Genomic DNA, 23,490 nt, shown 5'->3' with positions numbered 1-23,490 from the left:
AGCTAATGCCAAACAAATTGCAGAAAATAAAAATGCGTTTTTAAAATACAATGTTGCCGAAGAACAAAAGAAAACACAAGCTAGTATTCTTCTTCAGGAAATTGAATCTCGTAAACGACTGGCTTACCAAGCTCTGGCATTCATCATTTTTCTAATCTTAGTTGGTTCTTACTTTATCTATCGCAACAGATACCGCAAAGCCAAAATTGAAGAAATCTATAAAACAGAAACTAGAATTGCTAAAAAAGTACATGATGAAGTAGCAAATGATATGTACAAAGTGATGACTTCTCTTGAGAACAATTTAGGTATCAACAATGCTATTTTGGACGAAATGGAAAAAATTTACACCAAAACACGAGATATTTCTAGAGAAAATAGCGCAATTGATCTTAGTGAAGATTTTGGGCTACAATTAAATGATTTACTACTAGGGTATAAGAACGATCAAGTAAAAGTAATTACCCGAAACCTTTCAAAAATGCCATGGAATACCGTACCTGAACTTAAAAAGACTACTATTTACAGGGTATTGCAAGAACTCATGACTAATATGCGAAAACATAGCCAAGCAACTTTCGTTACTCTAGTTTTTAAAAAAAAGGGGTCTAAAATGATTATAAATTATAAGGATAATGGCGTTGGATGTGATCTTTTTAAAAAAAATGGGCTACAACATACGGAATCCCGTATCGCTTCTATAAATGGAACTATTAATTTTGAATCTAAGCAAGGTGATGGCTTTAAGGCATCAATAATAATTTAAGGCATGTTCAAAAAAGTTTTAGTTGCGGAGGATATGGAAGACATTAACAAAGGTGTGTTTTCTTTACTGACCGAATTGGGAGTCATACAAATAGATCAAGTACAGTATTGTGATGATGCGTACCTAAAAATTAAGAGAGCTGATCTTGATAATGCACCATTTGATCTGGTGATATCCGATCTCTCCTTCAAAGTAGACCACAGATCCCAAACCTACCCATCTGGGCACTCGTTGGTTGCAAAATTAAAATCTGAATTCCCAAACTTAAAGGTAATTGTCTACTCGGTCGAAGATCGACTGCAGGCGGTGCGTACGCTCTTCAATCAACATCATATAGATGCATATGTTTGTAAGAGTAGAACCGGACTTAAAAACCTTACTCAGGCAATAAGTGAGATAGCTAAAGATGAAAAATACTTATCGCCAGAAGTTTCTAATGCCTTCAGTAGTGAAAATGAACTTGAAATAAACGATTATGACATTTCATTATTAGATAATCTTAGCAAAGGTTTATCTCAAGATGAAATAAGCGCTTTATATAGAAAAGAGAATATTTCACCTGCAAGCCTTAGTTCTATTGAAAAGCGTTTAAACAAACTACGCATTCAATTTAATGCCAATAATGCAATTCACCTTGTAGCAATTGTAAAAGATTTAGGTCTAATTTAAAGATAGTAGCCACCGTTACGGAAAACCGTAATCATGTTCTTTAAAATGGTATTAGGTTTGCCGTACTTAAAAATAAGTATAAACACTAGTCAAAAACTATAACATAAATGCTATGGCCATCCTACTGATGAGGTATTTCGGGGGAACTAACCGATTTGGTGGGAATGGCCTATTTATGATCTAAGCCATAGGTTCCTTTAAACCACCGCAGCAATATCAACAGCGACATTCAGTTTACTTTGACCACTACCATACACGACTCCTTTTAAAGGAGGCACATCATAATAATCTCTACCCCACCCCACAACTATATGTTGGTCTTTTGGTATTTGATTGTTTGTTGGATCAAAGTCTACCCATCCAAAACCTGGTATATAAATAGCAAACCAAGCGTGAGATGCATCTGCACCTACTAACTTCTCTTTACCGGGCGCCGGCAAGGTTTCTATATACCCACTAATATATCTTGCTGGTAACCCAACGGAACGTATACAAGCTATAGCAATCTGAGCAAAATCTTGACACACGCCCTTCTTCTCTTTCATTACCTCTTCTATTGGTGTAGAAATGGTTGAGAATTCTGAATCAAAATCAAAATCGGTGTAAATACGTTGCATTAATTCATAAGCTGCTTCAAAAACAGATCTATTTCCTTTAAAGGATAATTCGGCATAATCACGAATTGCCTTATCCGTTCTTTTAATAAAAATAGATTCTAACACATATTGCTTTGCCTCAAGTATCTCTGAATGCATGCCGTTCAATGCCTCAAGCGCATCGTTCATGGTAATGCTTTTACAAGCATCGCTATTGAACGATTCATGAAACTTTGCATATTCTCTATTGATTTTACTCTTAGTGGTAACCTTCAATGTCTTATGCTCTGTCTGTATAGAAAAACGAGTGATATAATTTCCAAAGAAGTCTTTGCGCTCACTTATTTCTGCAGGTTCTGGTGAAATATCAATACTATATAATATCAACTCTTGCCCTTTAGATTCCCTAGGACGCAATGTTGCTATATTATGACAATAGCTGACCGGGGCATTATAATCGTACTTTGTAATATGTGTAACGTTGAATATCATAATCAAATAGGAAAAGACTGAGTAAACAATTGGGTCTGTTTGTCTGTATGATTGAAATAGGTATTTGAGATGCATTGTGATGCTTTGTACAACAAATCTGAAAGCTCATTTAATAGCGTATCCAATTCTCCTCGTTTAAAATCTGTTTCAGAATTGGTTTGTGCTAATTTTGTAGACTCTGCCAACCTTAACTTAGAGAATGCCTCAAAAATATATTTTTGGTAATTGTTTAATTGATGGTCATATTTTGAATGAGGCAACCGTGCTATATCTTTCTGAATACGGTTGATCATAAAAGTCAATGAACGGGCATAATCAAGATCAAAAACCACTAGATCTAACACATGTGCCAACTCTATATGAGAACGGTAACTGTACCTATATATATTTAAACTTTCATGACTGGTCAATAAATACTCTAACAGATCGTACTCTACTTGCTCATCATACTTTATGGTCAACAATGCCCTGCATTTTGTAATGTTCAAGGTACTTTGCTCTAATTGTAAACCAATAAAGTATAGCAACAAACCTTGCTGTACCATGATACTTTCTTCAATTAACCCCATAAAAGCTATTAAGCGAGTAATTAATTGATTTAAAACCTTAAGTATTTTATTTATGGAATGATCTTCACCGTCTACAAGTGAAGTCCAAATTTGCTGAATATTTTCAAACACACGCCACATATCGGAAGACCAAAGATTACGAATGGAGTAGTAAGAATTACTGAACATACTTATTGTATGTGCCAGACTACCTATTCTATTTTTATCTAGAATAACCGATAACATTTCTTCATACGGATTGTCCATTGCCAACTTACCGTCTTCATCCTTACCTATGAATCCTGGGTATGTACCTGTTAGTTGTGTAACAGCTTTGAAGAGTACCGTGAGCTTTTCCGAATCTGGTTTTTCCGCCCTTTTTTGATCTATGGCCATTTGGCGCATTACGGTTCGCAAAAATCTTGCGTTAACCAGGGTACGACCAACATAACGGCCCGCCCAATATAAATTCTCTGCCGTTAGACTAGGTAAATCGTCCAGACCAGAAATAGCTATAGATGACTTTTGTTGCCAATTTCTATTTTTATCTTCTTTTAGATTAGCATCATCTAAAATCCAAAAATCTTTACTTGTACCGCCCCTTTGGTTAGATACCCTTACCGTTTCACCATCTGGAGCTACCCTTACCAAACCTCCCGGCATTATTGCATATTGTTCTTTTGAAGCAATGCAAAATGCTCTGGCCACCACATTTCTAGGTTCCAATTCTTTTTCGCTAAAATTAGGTGCCGTAGAAAAATTGATCCGTTCTTGGGCTACAAATCTATACGGGCGTTCTAGAATAACTTTTATGAGATCATCTAGTTCTTCTTCACTCATTTGTTCACCAAAATAGATACTTTCCCTATTGGTGCGATCTATTCTTTTGATTACTAATTTTGATATATTCTTAAGTACATAATTTCTTTCTTTCTCTTGCCCACACCACCAAGATGCTATTTGCGGTAGCTTCAAGTCTTCATCCATGAAATACTTGGCAATTGCTGGCATAAAGGGTATTAAACCAGGGTTTTCAATAACACCGCTTCCTATCGGGTTAATAACGGCTACATTTTTTCTTCTAACGACATCCAATAATCCCGCTACACCTAAATGTGAATCTTCACGCAGTTCCAAAGGATCTGTAAAAGCATCGTCTACCCTACGTAATACAACATCTATCTGTTTTAAACCTTGTAGGGATTTCATCCAAAGAAAGCCATCCCTCACTACCAAATCATTTCCTTGCACCAAAGGATAACCTAAAAATGAAGCCATATAGGCATGTTCAAAATAGGTTTCGTTATGAGAGCCGGGCGTAAGAATAACAATATTCGGATTTTCTTTTTTACCAGGTGCGGCATCAATAAGCATTTGATTGAACTCTTGGAAAAAACCTGACAAGCGCTTAACCTTCATATCGGCATAAATATCAGGTAAAATCCTACTTGTTGTTGATCTGTTCTCTAATGCATAACCCATACCAGATGGTGCTTCTGTACGGTCATTTACAACCCATAATCGTCCATCTGTACCACGGCAAAGATCTGCTGCATATATGGACAAATATTTCTCTAACTGAAGCTCCATATCTGAACATTGTCTTAGAAAACCGCGATGACCATAAATTACTTCAAAAGGAACTATTCCATTTTTAATAAGTTTTCGTTCTCCATAGACATCTTTTAAAACCAAATTCAGCAGTTCTGCCCTTTGTTTTAATCCCTCTTCAACTTTTGTCCATTCATCTTGGTGCAACATAAAAGGAATTACATTCAAATTCCATGGTCTATGCATTCCCTTAGGGTCATTGTATACATTATAGGTTACCCCATTTTCTGACAATAACCAGTCAATATCTTTTTGTCTAGCACTTATACCGGTGACTCCCAAAGAATCAAAACCCTTTAATAATTTTGTCCAATAGGGTTTCATACCATTGTTCAACGCATACATTTCATCATTGCCGCGTTGGGTACTATAATTATTGAACCAGTTTGTTTTTGTTGTTGGCATTACCTCTTCATTTACTTCTTACGTAAATCCGTCACATGTGGATATTCAGGATTTACAGGCATCTCTTTGTATGCAAATGTATTTGAACCTTTCTTAGGTTCTACCATTCTACCCGTAAAATTTGTTGAAGCGACCAATTCTGTAGGAGTAACCTCATCTTGTGTCATACCAATATCCCAAAATCTATTGATTCTTCTTGATTCTGCCTCTAAACTATTAACTGGATAGGTATCATAAGATCTACCACCTGGGTGTGCCACAAAATAGGTACAACCACCAATTGACTTATCGTTCCAATCATCAACAATATCAAAAACCAACGGCGTATCCACACCAATTGTTGGGTGCAATGCCGACCACGGTTCCCAAGCTTTAAAACGAACTCCTGCTACATATTCCCCTTTTGTACCGGTAGCGCTTAATTCAATTTTTACACCGTTACAGGTTAATGTGTAACGTTTGTTATTGAAATTATTGACTTTAACCTGTACACGTTCTAAAGAAGAATCTACATAACGTGATGTACCGCCGCCCGTCATTTCTTCTCCAAGCACATTCCAAGGTTCTATGGCCATGCGTAGTTCCATCTGAATGGAGTTAACATCTACCATACCGTAAAGAGGAAAACGGAATTCAAAAAATGGATCAAACCAGTCTAATTTAAAAGGATATCCTGCTTCGTTCAACTGTTCTACAATATCCTTGATATCTTCTTTTACATAATGCTCTAACAAAAATTTATCGTGCAACTCTGTGCCCCAACGCACTAATTTATGCTTGTACGGTTTTTTCCAAAACCATGAAACTAAGGTACGCACCAATAACATTTGCATTAAACTCATTTGCGCATGGGGCGGCATATCAAAAGCACGTAGCTCTAAAATACCTAAGCGCCCAGAAGATGAATCTGGCGAATACAATTTATCTATACAGAATTCTGCCCTATGGGTATTACCGGTAATATCTGTCAACAAGTGTCTAAACAACCTATCCGTAATCCAAAAAGGGACTTCCTTATCATCGGGTATTTGAGAAAAAGCGATTTCAAGTTCATACAAATTTTCCAATCTTGCCTCATCTACACGTGGTGCTTGACTAGTTGGACCAATAAACGCTCCTGAAAATAAATATGACAATCCAGGATGATGTTGCCAAAAGGTCAAAAGACTTCGTAACAACTGCGGATTACGTAACAGCGGACTATCGGCAGGTGTTACACCGCCCAACGTTACATGGTTACCACCACCGGTACCGGTGTGCTTGCCATCTAACATAAATTTTTCCGTACCTAAACGTGCTTGTTTTGCTTCGGCATATAATGTCAACGTATTATCGGTAAGTTCTTGCCAGTTTTTCGCCGGATGTACATTAACCTCTATCACTCCCGGATCTGGAGTTACCTTCAATACTTCTAACCTGTTATCTCTAGGCGGTTCATAGCCTTCTAAAATTACCGGAACCTTCAGTTCTTTTGCAGTGGCTTCTATACTTGCTACCAAATCTAAAAAGTCTTCAGCACTATCTAGTGGCGGTAAGTATAAGAACAATTTACTTTCACGAACTTCTGCACAAATAGCTGTTCTTACATAAGGGTGTTTTCTTGGATGAGATGATGATTTTAGCTTAAGCCTTTTTTCTAAAGCATCGCTCGTATTTGGTAAGTCCGGTGTATTTTCAAACAACTCTACTTCTGCCGTAGGTTCTGACGGTATTGGTGGATCTTTTGGCAGAGCCGCCAATGGTAACCTTAAACCAATTGCAGAATTACCTGGCGTCAATAACAAGTGTTTGTTTCTGAACTTCCACTTATTGGTTAGCCATTTATTGTTCTTTTTGGTCAGCGGATACACATGACCTACCGCTTCACCAATCCCTTTTTCCAATATCTCACCTAGTTTTCTACGTAAGTGGCTATCGTCTTTATTATATTTTTTAGGATCAACGTCTACGGGCAGCTTACTCTCTTCCCATAAAAAGTAAAATGCATCTTCATATGCCGGTATTACACTATTGGTCTTACAACCTAAATACCCACCTAAAGTCTTTAAAAATCGTTTGGTAATATTCCTGGGCATTTTATACTCCTCAGAAAAAGATGCCAATAAGCTTGGATCGTTCCAAATTGGCTTTCCATCTTTTCTCCAGTGAATACCGATCAACCAACGAGGTAAAGCCTCACCCGGGTACCATTTACCTTGAGCGTGGTGCAGAACTCCGCCTTTACCAAAAACTTCTAACAATCTTGTAGATAACTTACTCGCCAATTCTCTTTTGTGCTGACCATCTGCTGCGGTATTCCACTCTTCAGATTCCATATCGTCTATAGAAACAAAAGTAGGCTCACCCCCCATGGTTAAACGCACATCATTAGCCTGTAATTCTTCTTCTACTTTAAAACCAAGATTGTATATAGCGTTCCACTGTTCTTCTGTATATGGTTTTGTAACACGGGGTGATTCAAATATTCTTGTAACCGAATTTTCAAATTCAAAAGTCGTTTCTGCAAAATCACTATAACCACTTACCGGAGCAGCACTCTCATATGATGGTGTACATGCCAACGGAATATGTCCCTCGCCGGTAAAAAGTCCGGATGTTGCGTCTAAACCGATCCAACCGGCACCTGGCAAATACACTTCTGCCCATGCGTGTAAATCTGTAAAATCTTCTTCTGGACCAGAAGGACCATCTAATGATTTTTCATCAGATTTTAATTGTACCAAATACCCAGATACAAAACGTGCCGCCAATCCTAAATGACGAAGTGTCTGCACCAATAACCAAGCAAAATCTCTACAAGACCCCAATTTTGCTTTTAAAGTTTCTTCGCATGTTTGTACACCAGGTTCCAAACGTAAGGTATAATCCAAGTGATTATACAAAGCACTATTAAGTGCTATTAAAAAATCAATACTTCGTTGTGGCGTTAAATCTATCTCAGAAACCCATTTTTTTAAAAGCGGACCACTCTCCACTTTTTCCAAATAAGGTAAAAGTTCTTTCTTTGCTTCTTCTGAATACTTGAAAGGAAATTCTTCACAAGATTCTTCCACGAAAAAATCGAACGGATTTATTGTCTTTAAATCGGCAATGATTTCTACATCTACAGAAAGCTCTGTGGTCTTATCTGGAAATACAATTCTTGCCATATAATTTCCAAAAGGATCTTGTTGCCAATTGAAAAAATGATTCTCAGGTTTAATTTTTATAGAATACGCCTCAATAGGTGTTCTACTATGTGGCGCAGGTCTTAACCTAAATATGTGAGGAGATAGATTTATGCTTCTATCATAAATATATTTTGTCTTGTGTTTGATCGCAACTTTTAATGCCATGTGGTTGTGGGATTTCGGTATTACCTAATATAACAACTAATATTAGCAATTAGAGATTACCAGCCGTTATTCATAAAATTATTATTCATATTAAAGTTGGATCGTATTTTATTGAAAGATTCATAATGTTAAGACGTAATTCTTGTTTTTCTGCGGATGTATTAAAAAGAAAAGAAGCATGATTTTTTAATTTTTGTAAATTGATGTGTTCAACCAAACCTAAGAAAATGGAAAAGGCACTACAAACCATGATTGATAATATGCCAGAGAAAACCGGCAAGTCTTTAAGTGAATGGAAATCAATTCTGAAAACAAAATCGTTTGCTAAACATTCAGAAGGTGTCAATTATTTAAAGAAAGAACATGGTGTTACTCATGGGTTTGCAAATACCATAGTCACTTTATCCAAAGAGGAAAACAATTCACCTACAGATTTGGTCAATCAACAATATAAAGGCAAGGAAAACCTAATCCCAATTTACGAAGCCCTTTTAAAAGTAATGAAGACATTTGGCGATGATGTTACCGTTACCCCAAAGAAAACCACTGTAAGCATTATTCGCAAAAAGCAATTCGCTTTAATCAAACCCGCTACCAAAACCAGAATAGACCTAGGACTCAAAATAAAAGATAAACCAACCATAGACCGACTAGAATCTTCCGGACCTTTTGGCAGTATGTGTACGCACCGAGTACAACTTACAGATACTAGTCAAGTTGATGAGGAACTGACCAATTGGTTGAAGGAGGCATATGAGAAAGCGGAGTAATGCTAAACCCCCAAATGTAGCAATGCCAAAGCATCTGCAGTTTTACCATCTGCCAACCACTGTTGTGCTAGTTTATGCAAAGCTGTAATACTTTTATCTCCATTTAAAATTGCTTTTACCTCAGCGTGTTCTGCAATCGCAACTATAGCTTCTTTGGTTGGCAGTTGTTCCAAATTACCTAACCTACCTAAATTGTTACCTGTTAAAACCGTACTGTTCTGTACTACTTCCGGGAACATATCTACGCCGATTCCTTTTGTACGGATTGGTTTAGGGATTTCAAATAAAGCATCGCCATTAGCCCTACAATACCAATTGCCCCCCATACGGGCTACTAAATCTAACTTGGGAGTATCTAATTTTCCCTCAGTATCTAAAAAGGCTTTCTTTACGTGAATCTGAACCACTTTGGCCAGCACCAAATTCCCAGCCCCAGGTCCGTCACCCAATGCAATTACTTGATCTACTATACACTCAAAAGCAACCGGTGCCTCACCTACTCTTGGCGGCTGAACCTTATCACTTGGTATTTGCGTAAAACCTGCTTTTACAAATTCATTTACGCCGTCGCCATACTCGGTACTTGACAATGACATTTGCTCTACCATGTCATAATTCACAATATTGATTACCGTTTCTTTTACCGCTAACACATTCTCTAAAGTATGCTTAGTTGTATTATCACGACCTCTTCTAGAAGGTGAAAAAACCATCATTGGCGGATTTACACTGAATAGATTAAAATAACTAAACGGACTCAAATTTACATTCCCGTCTTTATCAACAGTACTAGCAAAACAAATGGGTCTTGGTGCTACGGCAGATAATAAATACCCATGTAGTTCTTGTTGAGAAATACTATTTGGATCTATAGAATTGATTTCTTCGTTATGTGACATGCTATAAACTTATATCGTGAATTGTGTTGTTTTATTTACTCGGTAAAATGGTTCCCGTTACTTCTCCAAAACCTACTCTTTTACCTTCTTTTTCTGCGAACCCTCGCATTGTTACCGTATCATTGTTTTCTATAAAAGTACGTTTGCTTCCATCCTTTAATTCAAAAGGTTTTTTACCGCCCCAAGAGATTTCCAACAACGATCCATATGAACTTTCGTCTTTTCCAGAAATGGTGCCCGATGCCATTAAATCGCCTACATTGATATTGCAACCGTTTACGGTATGGTGTGCCAATTGCTGCATCATATTCCAATACATATATTTGAAATTAGATTTGCTAATAACGGTATCTTCTGAAGTTGAAGTAGACATTGCTACTTCTAATTGTATCTCATAATTTCTATCTCCCTCGTACTCTAAATACGAAAGCACTTCTGGTTCTTGTTCCGGACCTTTAACCTTAAATGGTTCTAAGGCTTCTAACGTAACAATCCACGGTGACATAGATGATGCAAAGCTTTTTCCTAAAAACGGTCCTAACGGCACGTATTCCCATTTCTGTATATCGCGAGCAGACCAGTCATTGAACAAAACCAAGCCAAAAATATGTTCAGCGGCATTTTTAGTTGAAACACGTTCACCTAATTCAGTACTCTTACCAACTACGAAACCCATTTCCAATTCAAAATCTAACCGATCAGATGCTTGAAAAACCGGTGCTTTCATATCATTAGTTTTCACCTGCCCCATTGGTCTTCTAATCTCAGTGCCACTCACCACAATAGATGATGCACGACCATGATACCCCACAGGAATATGTCTCCAATTTGGTAATAAAGCATTCTCAGGATCACGAAACATTTTACCCACATTGGTAGCATGTTCTATACTGGAATAAAAATCTGTATAATCACCTACGTGAACGGGTAAATGCATTGTAGCATCTTTCTGCAACACAAAAACTTCTGGGTGATTTTTCAATGGTGAATTCTCTATCACCAATAATTTCTGAATATCTAAACGTACCTTGTTCGTAATATTCTTACCTAAAGCTATAAAATCGTTCAAGGTAGATTTCTTAAAATAGCCAGTATCTACATCTAACAAACCTAACTCTGACACTAATGCTAAATCTACAATCTGTTCACCAATGGCAATTCCTGCTTTTGGTGCTTCCGTATTTTTAGAGAAGATGCCAAAAGGGAGATTATAGATAGAAAAATCTGAATTTTCAGGTACTGAGACCCACGTATTTAATGTTGTCAAGTGTGTATTATTTTATTTATCCAACCAAGATTTGTAATAATCTCCGTCATCTAATTTTAAAGCATTCTCGGTAATCATTAGTGGCTTAAAAGTATCTATCATTACCGCCAATTCTTCTGACCCTTTTTGACCTATACTTCTTTCTGCAGCTCCTGGATGCGGACCATGAGGTATACCTGCGGGATGCAATGAAATATTACCTGGCTGCACTCCGTTTCTGCTCATAAAATCACCGTCTACATAATACAGCATCTCATCAGAATCTATGTTAGAGTGATTGTAAGGTGCCGGTATGGACTGCGGATGATAGTCATACAACCTTGGTACAAAAGAACAGATGACAAAGGCATTTGTTTCAAAAGTTTGATGCACCGGTGGCGGTTGGTGAATTCTACCAGTAATTGGCTCAAAATTGTGAATTGAGAATCCGTACGGGAAGTTATACCCATCCCAACCTACAACATCAAAAGGATTACCTACATAGACCATATCATGTATGACCCCTTGCTTCTTCACTTTTATTAAATGTTCATTGGTATCTGTAAAAGTTTCTAAATTCTCCGGTAACTTATAATCGCGCTCACAAAAAGGAGAATGCTCCAATAACTGCCCAAACCAATTTCTGTATCTTTTTGGAGTATAAATGGGCGAATATGATTCAGCGAACAAAATACGATTGTCCTCACCATCAAAATCTATCTGATAAATGGTTCCTCTTGGTATTATTAGATAATCACCATACTCAAACTTAATTTGCCCAAAAATAGTTCTTAGCGTACCTGTACCTTTATGAATGAACAACATTTCATCGGCATCGGTATTCTTATAAAAATATTCTCGTAACGACTTTCGTGGTGCAGCTACCCCAATAATTATATCACTATTGACCAAAAGTGGTTCACGGGCATCTAAAAAATCATCTTTAGGTGCCGTATTAAAGCTCACTAGTTTTAACGAACGTATATTCTTCTCTAAGGCAATTTTTGGCGAAACATCTGTGCTCTTCAATATCTCCTTAACCATTGTTGGCCTGTTAAAGTGATATAGTAAAGAGGACATACCGTCAAAACCAATAGTACCAAACAATTGCTCTGAATACAATTCGCCATTTGGTTTTCTAAATTGCGTATGCCTTTTAGGTGGCAACGCTCCCTGTTTATGATATATAGGCATATACGTTCGTTAATCTAGTTAGTACTCTACTTTTAAAAATACGCTATTCTTAAATGCTTAAGAAATTTGTTGAACTTATAAAGTTCCTCTTAATTCTTGCTCACGCTCAATAGCTTCAAACAAAGCTTTGAAATTTCCTTTTCCAAAAGAAGTAGCTCCTTTACGTTGAATGATTTCAAAGAACATTGTTGGTCTTGCTTGTACCGTTTTGGTGAAAATTTGCAATAAATACCCTTCATCATCACGATCTACTAAAATACCTAGCTTTCTTAAAGAGTCTATATCTTCATCAATCTCACCAACTCTTTCTGTCAATACATCATAGTATGTCGTTGGTATCGTCAAAAACTCAACACCTCTACTTTTTAAATCAGATACTGTTTTTACAATATCATCGGTAGCAACTGCAATATGTTGAACTCCTTCACCCTCATAGAACTCTAAATACTCATCTACCTGAGATTTTTTCATACCTGGTGCCGGCTCATTAATCGGGAATTTGATACGACCATTTCCATTACTCATTACTTTACTCATTAAAGCCGTATAATCTGTAGAAATATCTTTATCGTCAAAAGACATGATTTGCTTAAAGCCCATAACATTGGCATAAAAATCTACCCAATAGTTCATTCTGCCTTCTTCAACATTACCTACCATATGATCTACAAACTTCAAACCTGTAGAAGTTGGTTGATAATCACTTTCCCATTTTTGGTATCCCGGTAAAAATGTACCGTTATAGTCTTTTCTTTCTACGAAAATATGACCTACTTCACCGTAAGAATAAATACCTGAACGCACTACTTTACCAAATTCATCTTCTTCGGTAACAGGTTCCATATAACTTTTGGCACCTCTTTTCATAGCCTCTTCATAAGCGTAAGTAGCATCATCAACCCAAAGAGCCGTAATTTTTACACCGTCGCCATGTTTATCTATATGCCTACCTACATCTGTACCACTTTTTAACGGTGACGTCAATACCAACCTAATTTTATCTTGCTCTACCACATAAGATTCAAAATCTCTACTGCCGGTCTCCAAACCTTTATATGCTAAAGATTTAAAACCGAATGCTGTTTTGTAATAATGTGCCGCTTGTTTAGAATTACTTACATAAAGCTCTAAATAATCTGTACCGTTGATAGGCATAAAATCTTGCGCCTCTTTGTGATCGTTTTGTGCTACTGTTGTTGTTGACATAGTTCTGGGTTTAATAATTTTATTTCGTTTATTGTTGCTTCTGCAACATATATATTAAAATTTTTTATGCTGTTGTGGCTTGGCTTTTCATCAATACTTCTAGCGCTGCCAAAAGTGCTTTATTTGCTTCTCTCACCCCAAAGGATATTCTCACCTTTCCCGGAGCTCCAAAATTACCTACAGGGCGCACCATAATACCACGTTGTTCTAAAAATGAAGTAAACTCCATATCATTGATCGGCGGGTCTATTAGTACAAAATTACCTTGCGCAGGCCAGTATTTAATCTGTAAAGCATCAAGTCCGTTCAAAACAAACCTTCTTTCTTCTTTTACCAATGCTACGGTCTTATTTACAAAATCAACATCTTCCAATGCAGCTATAGCCCCTTCTAAAGCCATTGTAGATAACAAGAAAGGCTTGCAAATTCTACGCATATAGCCGCTAATTTCCAAAGGCGCATAGCAATACCCAACCCTAAGACCGGCTAAACCGTATGTTTTAGAAAAGCTATTAATCGCTATTACATTTTTACCCTCCACTACAAAAGGTAAACCCGATGTATAATCTTCAGCTTCGGCAAAATGTCTATATACTTCATCTAAAACCAATACTACATGCTCAGGTAATTTTTCAATAAAGTTTCTTAAGTCTGCCATGGGAATATAATTTCCTGACGGGTTATTAGGCGATGCAAGAAATACCAACTTTGTTTTATCTGTAATTGCTTCAAGAATACCATCTAAATTATAGTCGTAATTCTCGGTCATGGGAACGTTGATTGCCTTTGCACCCATCCAACGGGTAAAAGCAGTGTAGGGCAAAAAGCACGGCTGACTAACAATTACCTCATCATTTTCGTTCAAAAATGCTTTAGATATCATATCTATTATTTCTGAACCACTATTAGCAGTAATAAAATTGTCAGCAACCAAGGCTTCGTCAAAGTCTTTTACCAAAGCTTCACGTAACCTTATATCCGTATTATCTGGATAGAAACTCAAATCATCTAACGTATTTGCCAGCGCTTCTTTTACTTTTGGCGAGTACCCTAACGGATTTTCATTAGATGAAAGCTTGTGTACAGTAATACCATCTGGCATTACAATTTTCTTACCTCCACCCTTATAAGTACTATCCTCTAATATATATTTCTTAAAACCTAGTTGCATATTCCTTTGAGTTTGGACCATTTTATCTGTAGTAAAAATACAATTTTTTTCGAATATTGTTGCATGAACAACAATTTTAACGATAAACTCCTTTACATTTGGAGTAATAACATTTGGATTATGGACAGGACGGAAGGATTTGGAGTTTACATTGATCGCACCCTAAAAAAGGTTCAAAGTACCTTTTTACAGGTATTTGCAGAGAATAATATTGATCTTACCATTGAGCAATGGGTAATTTTACAACGTGTACATTTAGAGGGCAAAGATGCTTCACAGGCAGATATTGCCAAATCTAACTTCAGAAATAGGGCTACAACCTCTAGAGTTATTAGCGGATTATGTAAAAAAGGCTTCCTAAGGAAGTCTAGATTTAGAGATGATCAAAAAAGATACAAACTTGTAATAACTGAAGAAGGTTCCGCTCTTATTAAACAAGTAATGCCCTTTATTACCGATTTAAGAAAAGTTAGTACACTGGGTATCACCGAAGAAGAGTTTGAAATTTTCTATAAAGTTCTTGATCAGCTATGGGAAAATTTTGACCAATATGAAGGTCGTTCTTAGTCATAATTTAAGCATATCAAAAAAATATTGAAATTTTTGTTTGATTTTCGTTTTACCAGTCTATAAAAATCACTAAGTTTGCACCCACATTTGAAAAAATGGTGTCGGTCGCATAGCTCAGCTGGATAGAGCATCTGCCTTCTAAGCAGACGGTCGGAGGTTCGAATCCTCCTGCGATCACTCAAAAGCCCCTTCTAGGGGCTTTTTTGTTGCCTAATATTTGCTTAGCCTTACCTTTTACTATCTTTTTAAATGGTATGCTTCATTTTTAGCATTTTTATTATTTTTGCCCATTAAGGATAATTTCAACAATATGTATACATTGACATATGAATCTGTTGCCACGAATAAATTAAAAACCGCGGAAATGGAAGAGCTTCTTGAAAAAGCTCGTGCCAATAATAAAAGGGACGATATTACCGGATGCCTTATATATTACAAAGGAGGTTTTGTTCAACTTTTAGAAGGCAGCAAAAAAAAGATCAATGAACTTTATGACAAGATCAAAAAAGATCCAAGGCATAAAAATGTTACTTTGTTCTCTGACGATGAAATTAGTAAAAGGACTTTTCCTAATTGGGGTATGGCCTATTACCCTATTGACGAGAACAACACTACTAAATATGAGTATGAACAATTTAAGAGAAACCTAATTTTAATGGCAGACCTTATTGAACCTACCAATGTTACTTCAAAACAATTCTGGAAGAAAATTAAAACCATGATTTCAGAACCACCTATGTAACTTCAAATTTCATCTATACATTTTAACTCAAAATAGTAATATGTGCTCTTATGCTAACGTTATAAATTAGGTATTGAGCTATTTTTAAAATCAATCGCATCACTGAAGAACACCCTCAATTTTTATCTTGCTTTTGAATTTTGAAAGAAATTCTTACTTCAAGTTTTTTTTGAAGAAAAATATTTAGAGTTTAAATTATAAATTGCCATGAGCAAAACTGTACTAAATGTCTTCCTAGCTGATGATGATAGTGACGACAGAACATTTTTTTCCGATGCATTGAGAGAAATCCCAATACAAACTAAAATAACTGAGTTTAACAACGGTGTAGACCTAATGGCAGGTTTGCTATCCAACGATATTGAAAAACCAGATGTTATCTTTTTAGATTTAAAGATGCCTATGATGGATGGATTTGAATGTCTTGCCGATATTCGTGATCTTGAAAAATACGCAGATACTCCTGTAATTATTTATTCCACATCATATCACCCAAAAGAAATTACCCGCCTAGATGAAATGGGTGCGTCTTTATATCTACAGAAACCTTCTTCATATAATCAGCTTAAAACGCTATTACATAAATGCCTGAGATACGTAGATAACTCTGAGCATAACAAACCAGAAAGAGAGTTTGTCATTTCTATTTAAGCAACTATTTACTATTATTCACATTAATGCACATTACTAACTAATTCAGTTTAGTTGGTTATCTAATTTCTATCACACTCTAATTCTCAAACTACCTTTTATAGTGTGCTTTCTACATAATTGCATAAAACAAAAAAAGCCAGCTCTATAGAGCCGGCCTTATCATTTTCACATATTTTATCTTATGCCGAAAGCGATACGTTTCTAATATTCATTAAGTATGCCTTTGGTGTACATTTAAATTTATTTCTAAAGATTTTAGAAAAGTAACTTCTACTTGTAAAACCTATTGAATATACAATCTCTGAGATGTTCATATCAGAAGTCTGTATTAATTCTTCAGCTAGGATTAATCTTTCATTTCTAATAAAGTTAGTTACCGTAGTACCTTCCATTACTTTAAATCCTTCTTGTAGTTTTGTTGGTGAAAGACCATATTCTTTGCTCAAATCCGTTACCGTATAAGGAAACTCTGGCTTTCTTTTTATTGCATTGACTGCTTCTTCTATTCTCAACAACTCTTTTTTGGTCAACATAGTAGATACCTGACCACTGCTCTCAATATCTTGCTTACAATGTAAAATCTCTAATGCTAAAGTGAAGTTTACAATTCCTTCAATTAGTAATTTTCTAACCAAACCTACCTGAGTAATTGATCTAATCTGTAATAACTGTTCTTTTATTTTAAGGTTAAAGGTCCCAATATGAGCACTACCATCTTCATTCAAGAACTGCGTAAACAATTTCTCATACAACTCGTTATTATTAGCATTTTTGGTTAACGCCTCGCCATCTTGTGTTACTTTAATAATTGACAAGTTAGACTTAGTCCCTTCTCTTAATTTTATATTGATAGTTTCATTAGAGCCACCTACAACTACTGTCTGCAAAGCTTCCACTTTATTGTTTTCTTTACCTTTAGAAAATCTAAAACTACCTTCTAAGCAGTATATAAAGTATAAACTACGATTTTGATCTAATTTTAAATCGAAATTAAAATCTTCGTTCAAATCCAAATCATATTCAGCATAAGAAATTCCCGACCCCAATGAAACGGTCTGTATTCTACCTGTTCCTTTATCATTATCATATTGAAGTATACGATCTCCCTGAAAACTAGAGATACTTCCTCCTAAAACACTATTGAAATAACTTAACTGATTATGAACTACTTGCATGATATATTGTTTATATGGTTATTATTTAATGTAGCCGCTTGTGCTTTAAAAGCATCTGAAGAACTAGAAGTATTAACTTGTATAGTTGAGGCTTGGTTGTAAGAACTTTTGCTTCTTACAGCACCTACTCTAGCATATTGAAGATTATTCATAAAGGCTTACATTTCTTGTTGATACAAAGATGCAGCCTATGTCACGTAATTGTGTTACAACATTTTTAGAAGCTGTTACACAATTTTAAGAAGACGGATTAAAATGATGTAATACACTTTAGATCATAGTAATGTAGGAAGGTAAACAGTAAATTCTGCTCCTTTATCTAATTCCCCCTTAGCCAAAATTGTTCCATTATGGGACTGTACAATTTTCTTACATATAGATAACCCCAACCCAGTACCAGAGAATTCTGTTTTACCATGTAAGCGCTGAAAGATTTCGAAAATTTTCTCTTGGTATTTTTTTTCAAACCCTATACCATTATCAATGAATTGCAGTTTAACGTAATTAATACTCGGTAGTAAAGTGTCTACTTCTGTTTTGTTACCACTGACTATACTACCCAAAATTTTAATATTAGGCTGCACTCCTTCCTTTATGTATTTGAGTGAATTACCTATAAGGTTAGCGAATAATTGTTCTAATTGAAATTGAACACCGTTTACCACCGGTAAGCTTACTGATTCAATTTTAGCATCTAAATCATTAATACGTTCCCCTAAATCTTCCAAAACATTTTTCAATACATCATTTAAGTCTACTCTTTTGGGCTGCTCACCTACCTCATCTACTTTTGAATAAGATAAAAGGTTATTGATTAGGTTACGCATTCTATCAGAAGAGTATTTAATTTTGGACAGGTACCCCTGGGACCTATTACTTAAACGCCCCTCTTCTTCTTCATCTAATCGACTAACGAACATTTGTATTTTACGCAACGGCTCTTGAAGGTCATGACTAGCCACGCGATTAAATGCCTCCAAATCGGCATTTGTACGTTTTAATTCTGTATTCTTTATCTGGAGTATAGATTCTGCTTCAATTTGTTTGGTAACGTCCCTGATAACACCAACCATATACCAACTTCCTTCTTTCTGGTAGCATTCGCCAATAGTGTTCATATATCTTAACTCTTGAGATTTCGTATAAACACGAAATACCAAGTCTGTTTTAGACTTATTTCTTCTAGCCGCCTTAAAACTAGATTTTACTTTTTCAATATCATTTGGATGTAAAAATGTTAGCAGGCGATCATATTTATTATCAAACTCATTGGGATCATAACCAAACAACCTATAAACGTTATCAGAATACTTAATTTGATCTTCGACCAAATTCCATCTAAAGCTACCAATATTGGCTACGTGTTCCGCTTCTGACAACAACCTGTTCTGTATAAATAACTGCGCTTCATATTTCTTTTCTTGAGTAACATCTTTAGAAAACAGTATAAGCCCGTCATTCATTTTAACTGCCTTGGTGGTTAGCCATACGGACTCTTCATTGAAAATGAACTCTTTTGTATATTCTTTATTCTCACCGGTTTTATAACATTCTGCTAAAATTTCTAGTACGCCGTTTTCCAAGTTTTTGGGGTAATATTCTAAAATGGTCTTACCTTCTATAAACGCAGAATCGTCGTTGGCTATCTCTCCTATACGATTATTGATATAGTCAATACGAAAGTCATTAACATTGCCTGTGGTATTAAATACCGGTTTTAAATAGGTGATAATACTATCATTACTATCCAGAACCCGTATACCAAAAAGATTAGAAATTTCAAGTTCTCTATTTCTTGACTTTAAATTACCTAAGGGAAGCTTAGATTCTTTGTCGGTTATAAATTTCGGCTTAATTAAAGATAAAGCGAACAAAAGACCTTTATGAAATGATCTTATTCTAACATGATAATTAAGTATGCTATCTGCTTCTTTAACTATAATACTAAAATTTTCATCTTCACTCGTTTCAAGAACCTTATTAGCCAAAATTAAAAGTTCATCATATTTCACGATTTCTTCTAAAGTATAATTTTCATTACTATCAGGAGATATCACAAAGAAACTTTGCGCTTGTTGGTTTGCATACTTAACCAGGTATTCTTTTGCATTTAATGAATTAAGCACCAATGGCTCAGTATATAATACAGCAGTGTCGGCATTATCTACCATTGTTTTAAAAATGTCATCTGCTAAACTATTCTCCATACTATATAACTTTTCAAGCCTTTGTTAAGGTACTGCGAAATAAATGATTATGATACGACTTGCTTGGTGCTAAAACAAAAAAAGTTGTTCCTAATGAAACAACTTTAATACTGTAATGGGTGTAAAAAACTTAAATCTTCAATAAAAAATTCTCTTTTTTGAAATCGTTTAAGTGATAAGCCCAATTCATTTTAACTACTTGTTTCAATGACTTTTTAAGCTCACTAAAACTTGATGGTTTTTTAATGTAAATATTGGCACCTTTTTCAAAGGTTTCTTCAATATCTCTTTCTGCTGAAGATGTAGAGTAAATTGCTACTAACAAATCTTTTAAATGAGGTGTACGTCTTATCGCTTCCAAACACTCAAATCCGTTCATAATTGGCATATTCAAATCTAGAAAAACCAAATCTGGCGTATTATCAGTATCGCTAAGCAAAAATTCCATACAACTTTTACCGTTCTCTAACTGGCGTAGCTCTGTATTGAGTTCAACTCCCTCCAATGCATCTGCAAAAAACTGTCTGTCGTCTTCATCGTCATCAACGAGAAGTATTTTTAATTTATCCATTTTCACTATTCATGTATTGAAAAGAAGAACCGTTCTTCTTACTTTTTTCTAAACTTAATGTACTGGGTGATGGTTAATCCAGTTACTTTTTTGAATTGATTTGATAAATGAGGAACACTGCTAAAATTTAAGTTGTGAGCAATCTCACTTAAACTTGTATTCTCTAATAGCACTAATTCCTTCACTTTTTCTATGCGTACTAAAATATAAAAATTCTCTATTGAGGTATATGTTTTACTAGAAAATAAATTTGAAAGATATGGATAACTAAATCCCAATTGATTAGAAAGTAATTCTGATATTTTTACATTTCTAATATCGCCCTCATAAACCATTTTCTTAATGTAAATCTTGATTTCTTCAACAATATCACGATTTTCTTTCGTCTGAACTTTTATACCAAAACTATTAAGTTCCTTTATGATAAATTGAAGCTTGTCATCACTTAAATTATCAGGTAGCTTAACAGTATTATCATGCAAAATTTCAAAATCAACTCCTGCAGCGACCATGGTTCTTTGAAATATTTCATTAACCATTTTTTCAGGGCTATATATGAAACTATATTCCATTAAATACATCAATATTAGTTCGCCACATTTAAGCTGGTAAAATTATCATTTTAACCATAGATTCTATAACAAAATACAATAAATTATTACTACAATTGAGCCTGAATAAGAAAATAAATTTAATTGTAAGATAAAACATACAATTTGTTTCCTCTAATTTATTGAAACACAACTAAATTATTAACAAATTATGAAAACTGATTCGGCATATACCAGTATATCTATCTTACTGGTACAGTTTTTTCCTCAGTGTTTTTTTCTACAACTTCTACATTATCAAGAAACTCCAAGATACCTTTGACAATAAGTTTTAAACGTGGTGTTTCTATTGTGCCTTAGGCATTACAATTACAAAAACAGAGCCTTCATTTAATTTTCCCGTAGCACTTATCACTCCGAAATGATTTTGCACAATTTTCTTAACAATTGCCAATCCTATACCGGTACCAACATATTCTTGCCTGGAATGTAAACGTTGAAATACTTCAAAAATCTTTTCAGCAAACTGTTCATCAAACCCAATACCATTATCGGTAATAGTAATTTGAACATATTCTTTTTTGTTTTTTAAACTACTATCAATAGATTTTGCATTTTTAACAATTGCTGTATCTATAATAATTTCAGGCGAGACATCACTCTTTGCATACTTTATAGAATTAGATAATAGATTATACATTAACTGTCTAAACTGAAAGGGTACTACCTCTATTTTACAAGATTTCAACAAAGTAATTTTACCATGTTTATGATTAAGTTCATCCCCTAAATCATTCTTAACATCTGTAATTACATCTTTTAAATCTACAATTTCAAACACCCTCTTTTCAGTGTCCGTTCTAGAATAAGAAAGTAAATCATTTATAAGTGATTGCATTCTGTTCGCAGCAGATTGTATTTTTTCGAATTTTACCTTGCCAGATGTGGACAGTTTATCAAATTCGTTCTCCATCAACACCTCTGAAAACATTTGTATTTTACGTAACGGTTCTTGCAAATCATGGCTAGAGATATATGCAAAAGACTGAAGCTCTTTGTTCATTGCCTCTAGCTTATCATTACTATCTGCAAGTTCTCTAGTACGTATATCTACTTCTTTCTTTAGATGGTCAGAAAATGATTTTTGTTTATCAATGTTCATGGCCGTACCAATGAAACCGACCATTTTACCTTCTTCAAATTTAGGAGCTCCTAAAACTTTAAACCATTCATAATTACCGGTTTCTTTTCTTTTAACGCGATATTCTAATGTAAAGCCAGACTCATCTTCAACAGCTTTTCCAAACCCTTTGAATACAATATCCAGATCATCAGGGTGTACCACATCTATCCATACCTGACCTGTAAAGTCAGATTCATTTTCTACACCCACATATTCTAATAAAGCACGATTAGAATATTGAATATTAATTTCATTATCAGTAATCCAGATCCATACAGGAGATAAATTTGCAACTTCTCTAAACCTGCGTTCACTCTCTTTTAAACGTCTTTCTGCCAATACAGCTTCTGTTGTATCTGTCACAATTACCAAAACTCCAGAAACGCAACCAGCTTCATCTTTTACCGGACTATAACTAAATGTCCAATAAACATCCTCCATTTGACCGTTACGAAAAATAGGAACCATCAAATTCTCCTTCCAAATAGACTCCCCTTTTTCGGTTACTATTTTCAGCATAGGTTCTACATCACTCCAACTTTCTGACCAAGCTTCCTTTCCGTTTAACCCTAATATCTTTGGATGCTTACCATCATCTCCTAAAATAGGTCTATATGCATCATTATAAAAACTTTTCAAAGTATTTCCCCAAAACAAGAACATAGGAAAAGGTGAGTTCAACATAATGTTCAAGGTAATGCGCAAACTCTGTGGCCAACCATTTGGTTCACCTAACGGAGTAAGAGACCAATCTTTCTCTCGCATTAACCTACCCATTTCACCACCATCATCAAGAAAATGAAATTTTTTGTTCATAAGGATGCAGAATTAAAGTCTCTAAATTAAGGATTAAAACATTGAACACAAGCCTCTGCAAAGTAACACCAGTATAATTGTTATATGAATTACTTACAAGAGCATGGTCTACA

19 protein-coding genes, 1 tRNA gene and 1 pseudogene are annotated in these 23,490 nt (G+C 35.2%); 7 read left to right on the top strand and 14 right to left on the bottom strand.

Annotated features, from left to right (window positions below; all coding sequences use genetic code 11):
• Positions 1 to 766, top strand: a pseudogene (locus tag ABJI11_RS16730) (ATP-binding protein); the annotation flags it as partial.
• A 3-nt stretch (positions 767 to 769) separates the two neighbouring features.
• On the top strand, positions 770 to 1,435 hold the full coding sequence (locus ABJI11_RS16725) for a response regulator (RefSeq protein WP_348354786.1): 666 nt from the start codon (positions 770 to 772) through the stop codon (positions 1,433 to 1,435).
• A 197-nt stretch (positions 1,436 to 1,632) separates the two neighbouring features.
• Here the strand turns inward: ABJI11_RS16725 and ABJI11_RS16720 are convergent, their stop codons facing one another.
• From ABJI11_RS16720 to ABJI11_RS16710, 3 genes are read right to left on the bottom strand one after another with little or no spacing between them, the layout of a single operon-like run.
• Positions 1,633 to 2,523, bottom strand: a complete 891-nt coding sequence (locus tag ABJI11_RS16720; RefSeq protein WP_348354783.1) for a transglutaminase family protein — start codon at positions 2,521 to 2,523, stop codon at positions 1,633 to 1,635.
• Positions 2,524 to 2,525: 2 nt separating this feature from the next.
• Positions 2,526 to 5,087 (bottom strand): circularly permuted type 2 ATP-grasp protein, encoded by a 2,562-nt coding sequence (locus ABJI11_RS16715; RefSeq protein ID WP_348354780.1) that lies wholly within the window; start codon positions 5,085 to 5,087, stop codon positions 2,526 to 2,528.
• 11 nt (positions 5,088 to 5,098) lie between these two features.
• The gene (locus tag ABJI11_RS16710) at positions 5,099 to 8,422 is read right to left on the bottom strand and encodes a transglutaminase family protein (protein WP_348354777.1); all 3,324 of its coding nucleotides are present in this window, start codon (positions 8,420 to 8,422) and stop codon (positions 5,099 to 5,101) included.
• A gap of 227 nt (positions 8,423 to 8,649) precedes the next feature.
• Between ABJI11_RS16710 and ABJI11_RS16705 the strand changes: the two genes are divergently transcribed.
• Positions 8,650 to 9,192 carry a DUF4287 domain-containing protein gene (locus tag ABJI11_RS16705; protein ID WP_348354774.1) on the top strand — a complete coding sequence of 181 codons (543 nt, stop codon included), beginning with the start codon at positions 8,650 to 8,652 and terminating at the stop codon, positions 9,190 to 9,192.
• Between the two features lie 2 nt (positions 9,193 to 9,194).
• Here ABJI11_RS16705 and ABJI11_RS16700 read toward each other — a convergent pair whose 3' ends face one another.
• The 5 genes from ABJI11_RS16700 to ABJI11_RS16680 form a co-directional block, all read right to left on the bottom strand.
• A complete protein-coding gene (locus ABJI11_RS16700; protein WP_348354771.1) occupies positions 9,195 to 10,091 on the bottom strand; it encodes a flavin reductase family protein in 897 nt (298 codons plus the stop codon).
• Between the two features lie 31 nt (positions 10,092 to 10,122).
• Complete coding sequence (fahA, locus tag ABJI11_RS16695) at positions 10,123 to 11,358, bottom strand: fumarylacetoacetase (RefSeq protein ID WP_348354769.1); 1,236 nt, start codon at positions 11,356 to 11,358, stop codon at positions 10,123 to 10,125.
• Between the two features lie 12 nt (positions 11,359 to 11,370).
• A complete protein-coding gene (locus ABJI11_RS16690; RefSeq protein WP_348354766.1) occupies positions 11,371 to 12,531 on the bottom strand; it encodes a homogentisate 1,2-dioxygenase in 1,161 nt (386 codons plus the stop codon).
• A gap of 75 nt (positions 12,532 to 12,606) precedes the next feature.
• Positions 12,607 to 13,737, bottom strand: coding sequence for a 4-hydroxyphenylpyruvate dioxygenase (hppD, locus tag ABJI11_RS16685; protein WP_348354763.1), 1,131 nt, complete (start codon positions 13,735 to 13,737; stop codon positions 12,607 to 12,609).
• A gap of 64 nt (positions 13,738 to 13,801) precedes the next feature.
• Entirely contained in the window at positions 13,802 to 14,908 is a 1,107-nt protein-coding gene (locus ABJI11_RS16680) for a histidinol-phosphate transaminase (protein ID WP_348354760.1), read from the bottom strand.
• Between the two features lie 120 nt (positions 14,909 to 15,028).
• On the opposite strand from ABJI11_RS16680, the gene ABJI11_RS16675 reads away from it, so the two are divergent.
• From ABJI11_RS16675 to ABJI11_RS16660, 4 genes are all read left to right on the top strand, one after another.
• Positions 15,029 to 15,475: a MarR family winged helix-turn-helix transcriptional regulator gene (locus ABJI11_RS16675; protein WP_348354757.1), complete on the top strand. Its 447-nt coding sequence runs from the start codon at positions 15,029 to 15,031 to the stop codon at positions 15,473 to 15,475.
• A gap of 106 nt (positions 15,476 to 15,581) precedes the next feature.
• A tRNA-Arg gene (locus ABJI11_RS16670) sits at positions 15,582 to 15,655 on the top strand.
• A 133-nt stretch (positions 15,656 to 15,788) separates the two neighbouring features.
• The gene (locus ABJI11_RS16665) at positions 15,789 to 16,220 is read left to right on the top strand and encodes a BLUF domain-containing protein (protein WP_348354754.1); all 432 of its coding nucleotides are present in this window, start codon (positions 15,789 to 15,791) and stop codon (positions 16,218 to 16,220) included.
• Between the two features lie 207 nt (positions 16,221 to 16,427).
• Complete coding sequence (locus ABJI11_RS16660) at positions 16,428 to 16,871, top strand: response regulator (RefSeq protein ID WP_348354751.1); 444 nt, start codon at positions 16,428 to 16,430, stop codon at positions 16,869 to 16,871.
• 182 nt (positions 16,872 to 17,053) lie between these two features.
• Here the strand turns inward: ABJI11_RS16660 and ABJI11_RS16655 are convergent, their stop codons facing one another.
• From ABJI11_RS16655 to ABJI11_RS16630, 6 genes are all read right to left on the bottom strand, one after another.
• The gene (locus tag ABJI11_RS16655; RefSeq protein WP_348354748.1) at positions 17,054 to 18,049 is read right to left on the bottom strand and encodes an AraC family transcriptional regulator; all 996 of its coding nucleotides are present in this window, start codon (positions 18,047 to 18,049) and stop codon (positions 17,054 to 17,056) included.
• Entirely contained in the window at positions 18,040 to 18,201 is a 162-nt protein-coding gene (locus tag ABJI11_RS16650; protein ID WP_348354745.1) for a hypothetical protein, read from the bottom strand. Before ABJI11_RS16650 ends, ABJI11_RS16655 begins: the two co-directional genes overlap by 10 nt.
• 123 nt (positions 18,202 to 18,324) lie before the next feature.
• A complete protein-coding gene (locus tag ABJI11_RS16645) occupies positions 18,325 to 20,256 on the bottom strand; it encodes an ATP-binding protein (protein ID WP_348354742.1) in 1,932 nt (643 codons plus the stop codon).
• A 130-nt stretch (positions 20,257 to 20,386) separates the two neighbouring features.
• The gene (locus ABJI11_RS16640) at positions 20,387 to 20,827 is read right to left on the bottom strand and encodes a response regulator (RefSeq protein ID WP_036156688.1); all 441 of its coding nucleotides are present in this window, start codon (positions 20,825 to 20,827) and stop codon (positions 20,387 to 20,389) included.
• Between the two features lie 38 nt (positions 20,828 to 20,865).
• On the bottom strand, positions 20,866 to 21,399 hold the full coding sequence (locus ABJI11_RS16635; RefSeq protein ID WP_348354739.1) for an AraC family transcriptional regulator: 534 nt from the start codon (positions 21,397 to 21,399) through the stop codon (positions 20,866 to 20,868).
• A 325-nt stretch (positions 21,400 to 21,724) separates the two neighbouring features.
• A complete protein-coding gene (locus ABJI11_RS16630) occupies positions 21,725 to 23,377 on the bottom strand; it encodes an ATP-binding protein (protein ID WP_348354736.1) in 1,653 nt (550 codons plus the stop codon).
• Positions 23,378 to 23,490 lie beyond the last annotated feature (113 nt).

Source organism: Maribacter sp. (assembly GCF_039968975.1).
GTDB lineage: Bacteria > Bacteroidota > Bacteroidia > Flavobacteriales > Flavobacteriaceae > Maribacter.
Note: the sequence above shows the minus strand (reverse complement) of the source record. Positions and strands in the feature narration are given on the sequence as shown.

Coding starts and splice junctions, on each gene's coding strand:
- ABJI11_RS16725 (WP_348354786.1), top strand. CDS start 770: ATGTTCAAAAAAGTTTTAGTTGCGGAGGATATGGAAGACATTAACAAA.
- ABJI11_RS16720 (WP_348354783.1), bottom strand. CDS start 2,523: ATGATATTCAACGTTACACATATTACAAAGTACGATTATAATGCCCCG.
- ABJI11_RS16715 (WP_348354780.1), bottom strand. CDS start 5,087: ATGCCAACAACAAAAACAAACTGGTTCAATAATTATAGTACCCAACGC.
- ABJI11_RS16710 (WP_348354777.1), bottom strand. CDS start 8,422: ATGGCATTAAAAGTTGCGATCAAACACAAGACAAAATATATTTATGAT.
- ABJI11_RS16705 (WP_348354774.1), top strand. CDS start 8,650: ATGGAAAAGGCACTACAAACCATGATTGATAATATGCCAGAGAAAACC.
- ABJI11_RS16700 (WP_348354771.1), bottom strand. CDS start 10,091: ATGTCACATAACGAAGAAATCAATTCTATAGATCCAAATAGTATTTCT.
- ABJI11_RS16690 (WP_348354766.1), bottom strand. CDS start 12,531: ATGCCTATATATCATAAACAGGGAGCGTTGCCACCTAAAAGGCATACG.
- hppD (WP_348354763.1), bottom strand. CDS start 13,737: ATGTCAACAACAACAGTAGCACAAAACGATCACAAAGAGGCGCAAGAT.
- ABJI11_RS16680 (WP_348354760.1), bottom strand. CDS start 14,908: ATGCAACTAGGTTTTAAGAAATATATATTAGAGGATAGTACTTATAAG.
- ABJI11_RS16675 (WP_348354757.1), top strand. CDS start 15,029: ATGGACAGGACGGAAGGATTTGGAGTTTACATTGATCGCACCCTAAAA.
- ABJI11_RS16665 (WP_348354754.1), top strand. CDS start 15,789: ATGTATACATTGACATATGAATCTGTTGCCACGAATAAATTAAAAACC.
- ABJI11_RS16660 (WP_348354751.1), top strand. CDS start 16,428: ATGAGCAAAACTGTACTAAATGTCTTCCTAGCTGATGATGATAGTGAC.
- ABJI11_RS16655 (WP_348354748.1), bottom strand. CDS start 18,049: ATGCAAGTAGTTCATAATCAGTTAAGTTATTTCAATAGTGTTTTAGGA.
- ABJI11_RS16650 (WP_348354745.1), bottom strand. CDS start 18,201: ATGAATAATCTTCAATATGCTAGAGTAGGTGCTGTAAGAAGCAAAAGT.
- ABJI11_RS16645 (WP_348354742.1), bottom strand. CDS start 20,256: ATGGAGAATAGTTTAGCAGATGACATTTTTAAAACAATGGTAGATAAT.
- ABJI11_RS16640 (WP_036156688.1), bottom strand. CDS start 20,827: ATGGATAAATTAAAAATACTTCTCGTTGATGACGATGAAGACGACAGA.
- ABJI11_RS16635 (WP_348354739.1), bottom strand. CDS start 21,399: ATGGAATATAGTTTCATATATAGCCCTGAAAAAATGGTTAATGAAATA.
- ABJI11_RS16630 (WP_348354736.1), bottom strand. CDS start 23,377: ATGAACAAAAAATTTCATTTTCTTGATGATGGTGGTGAAATGGGTAGG.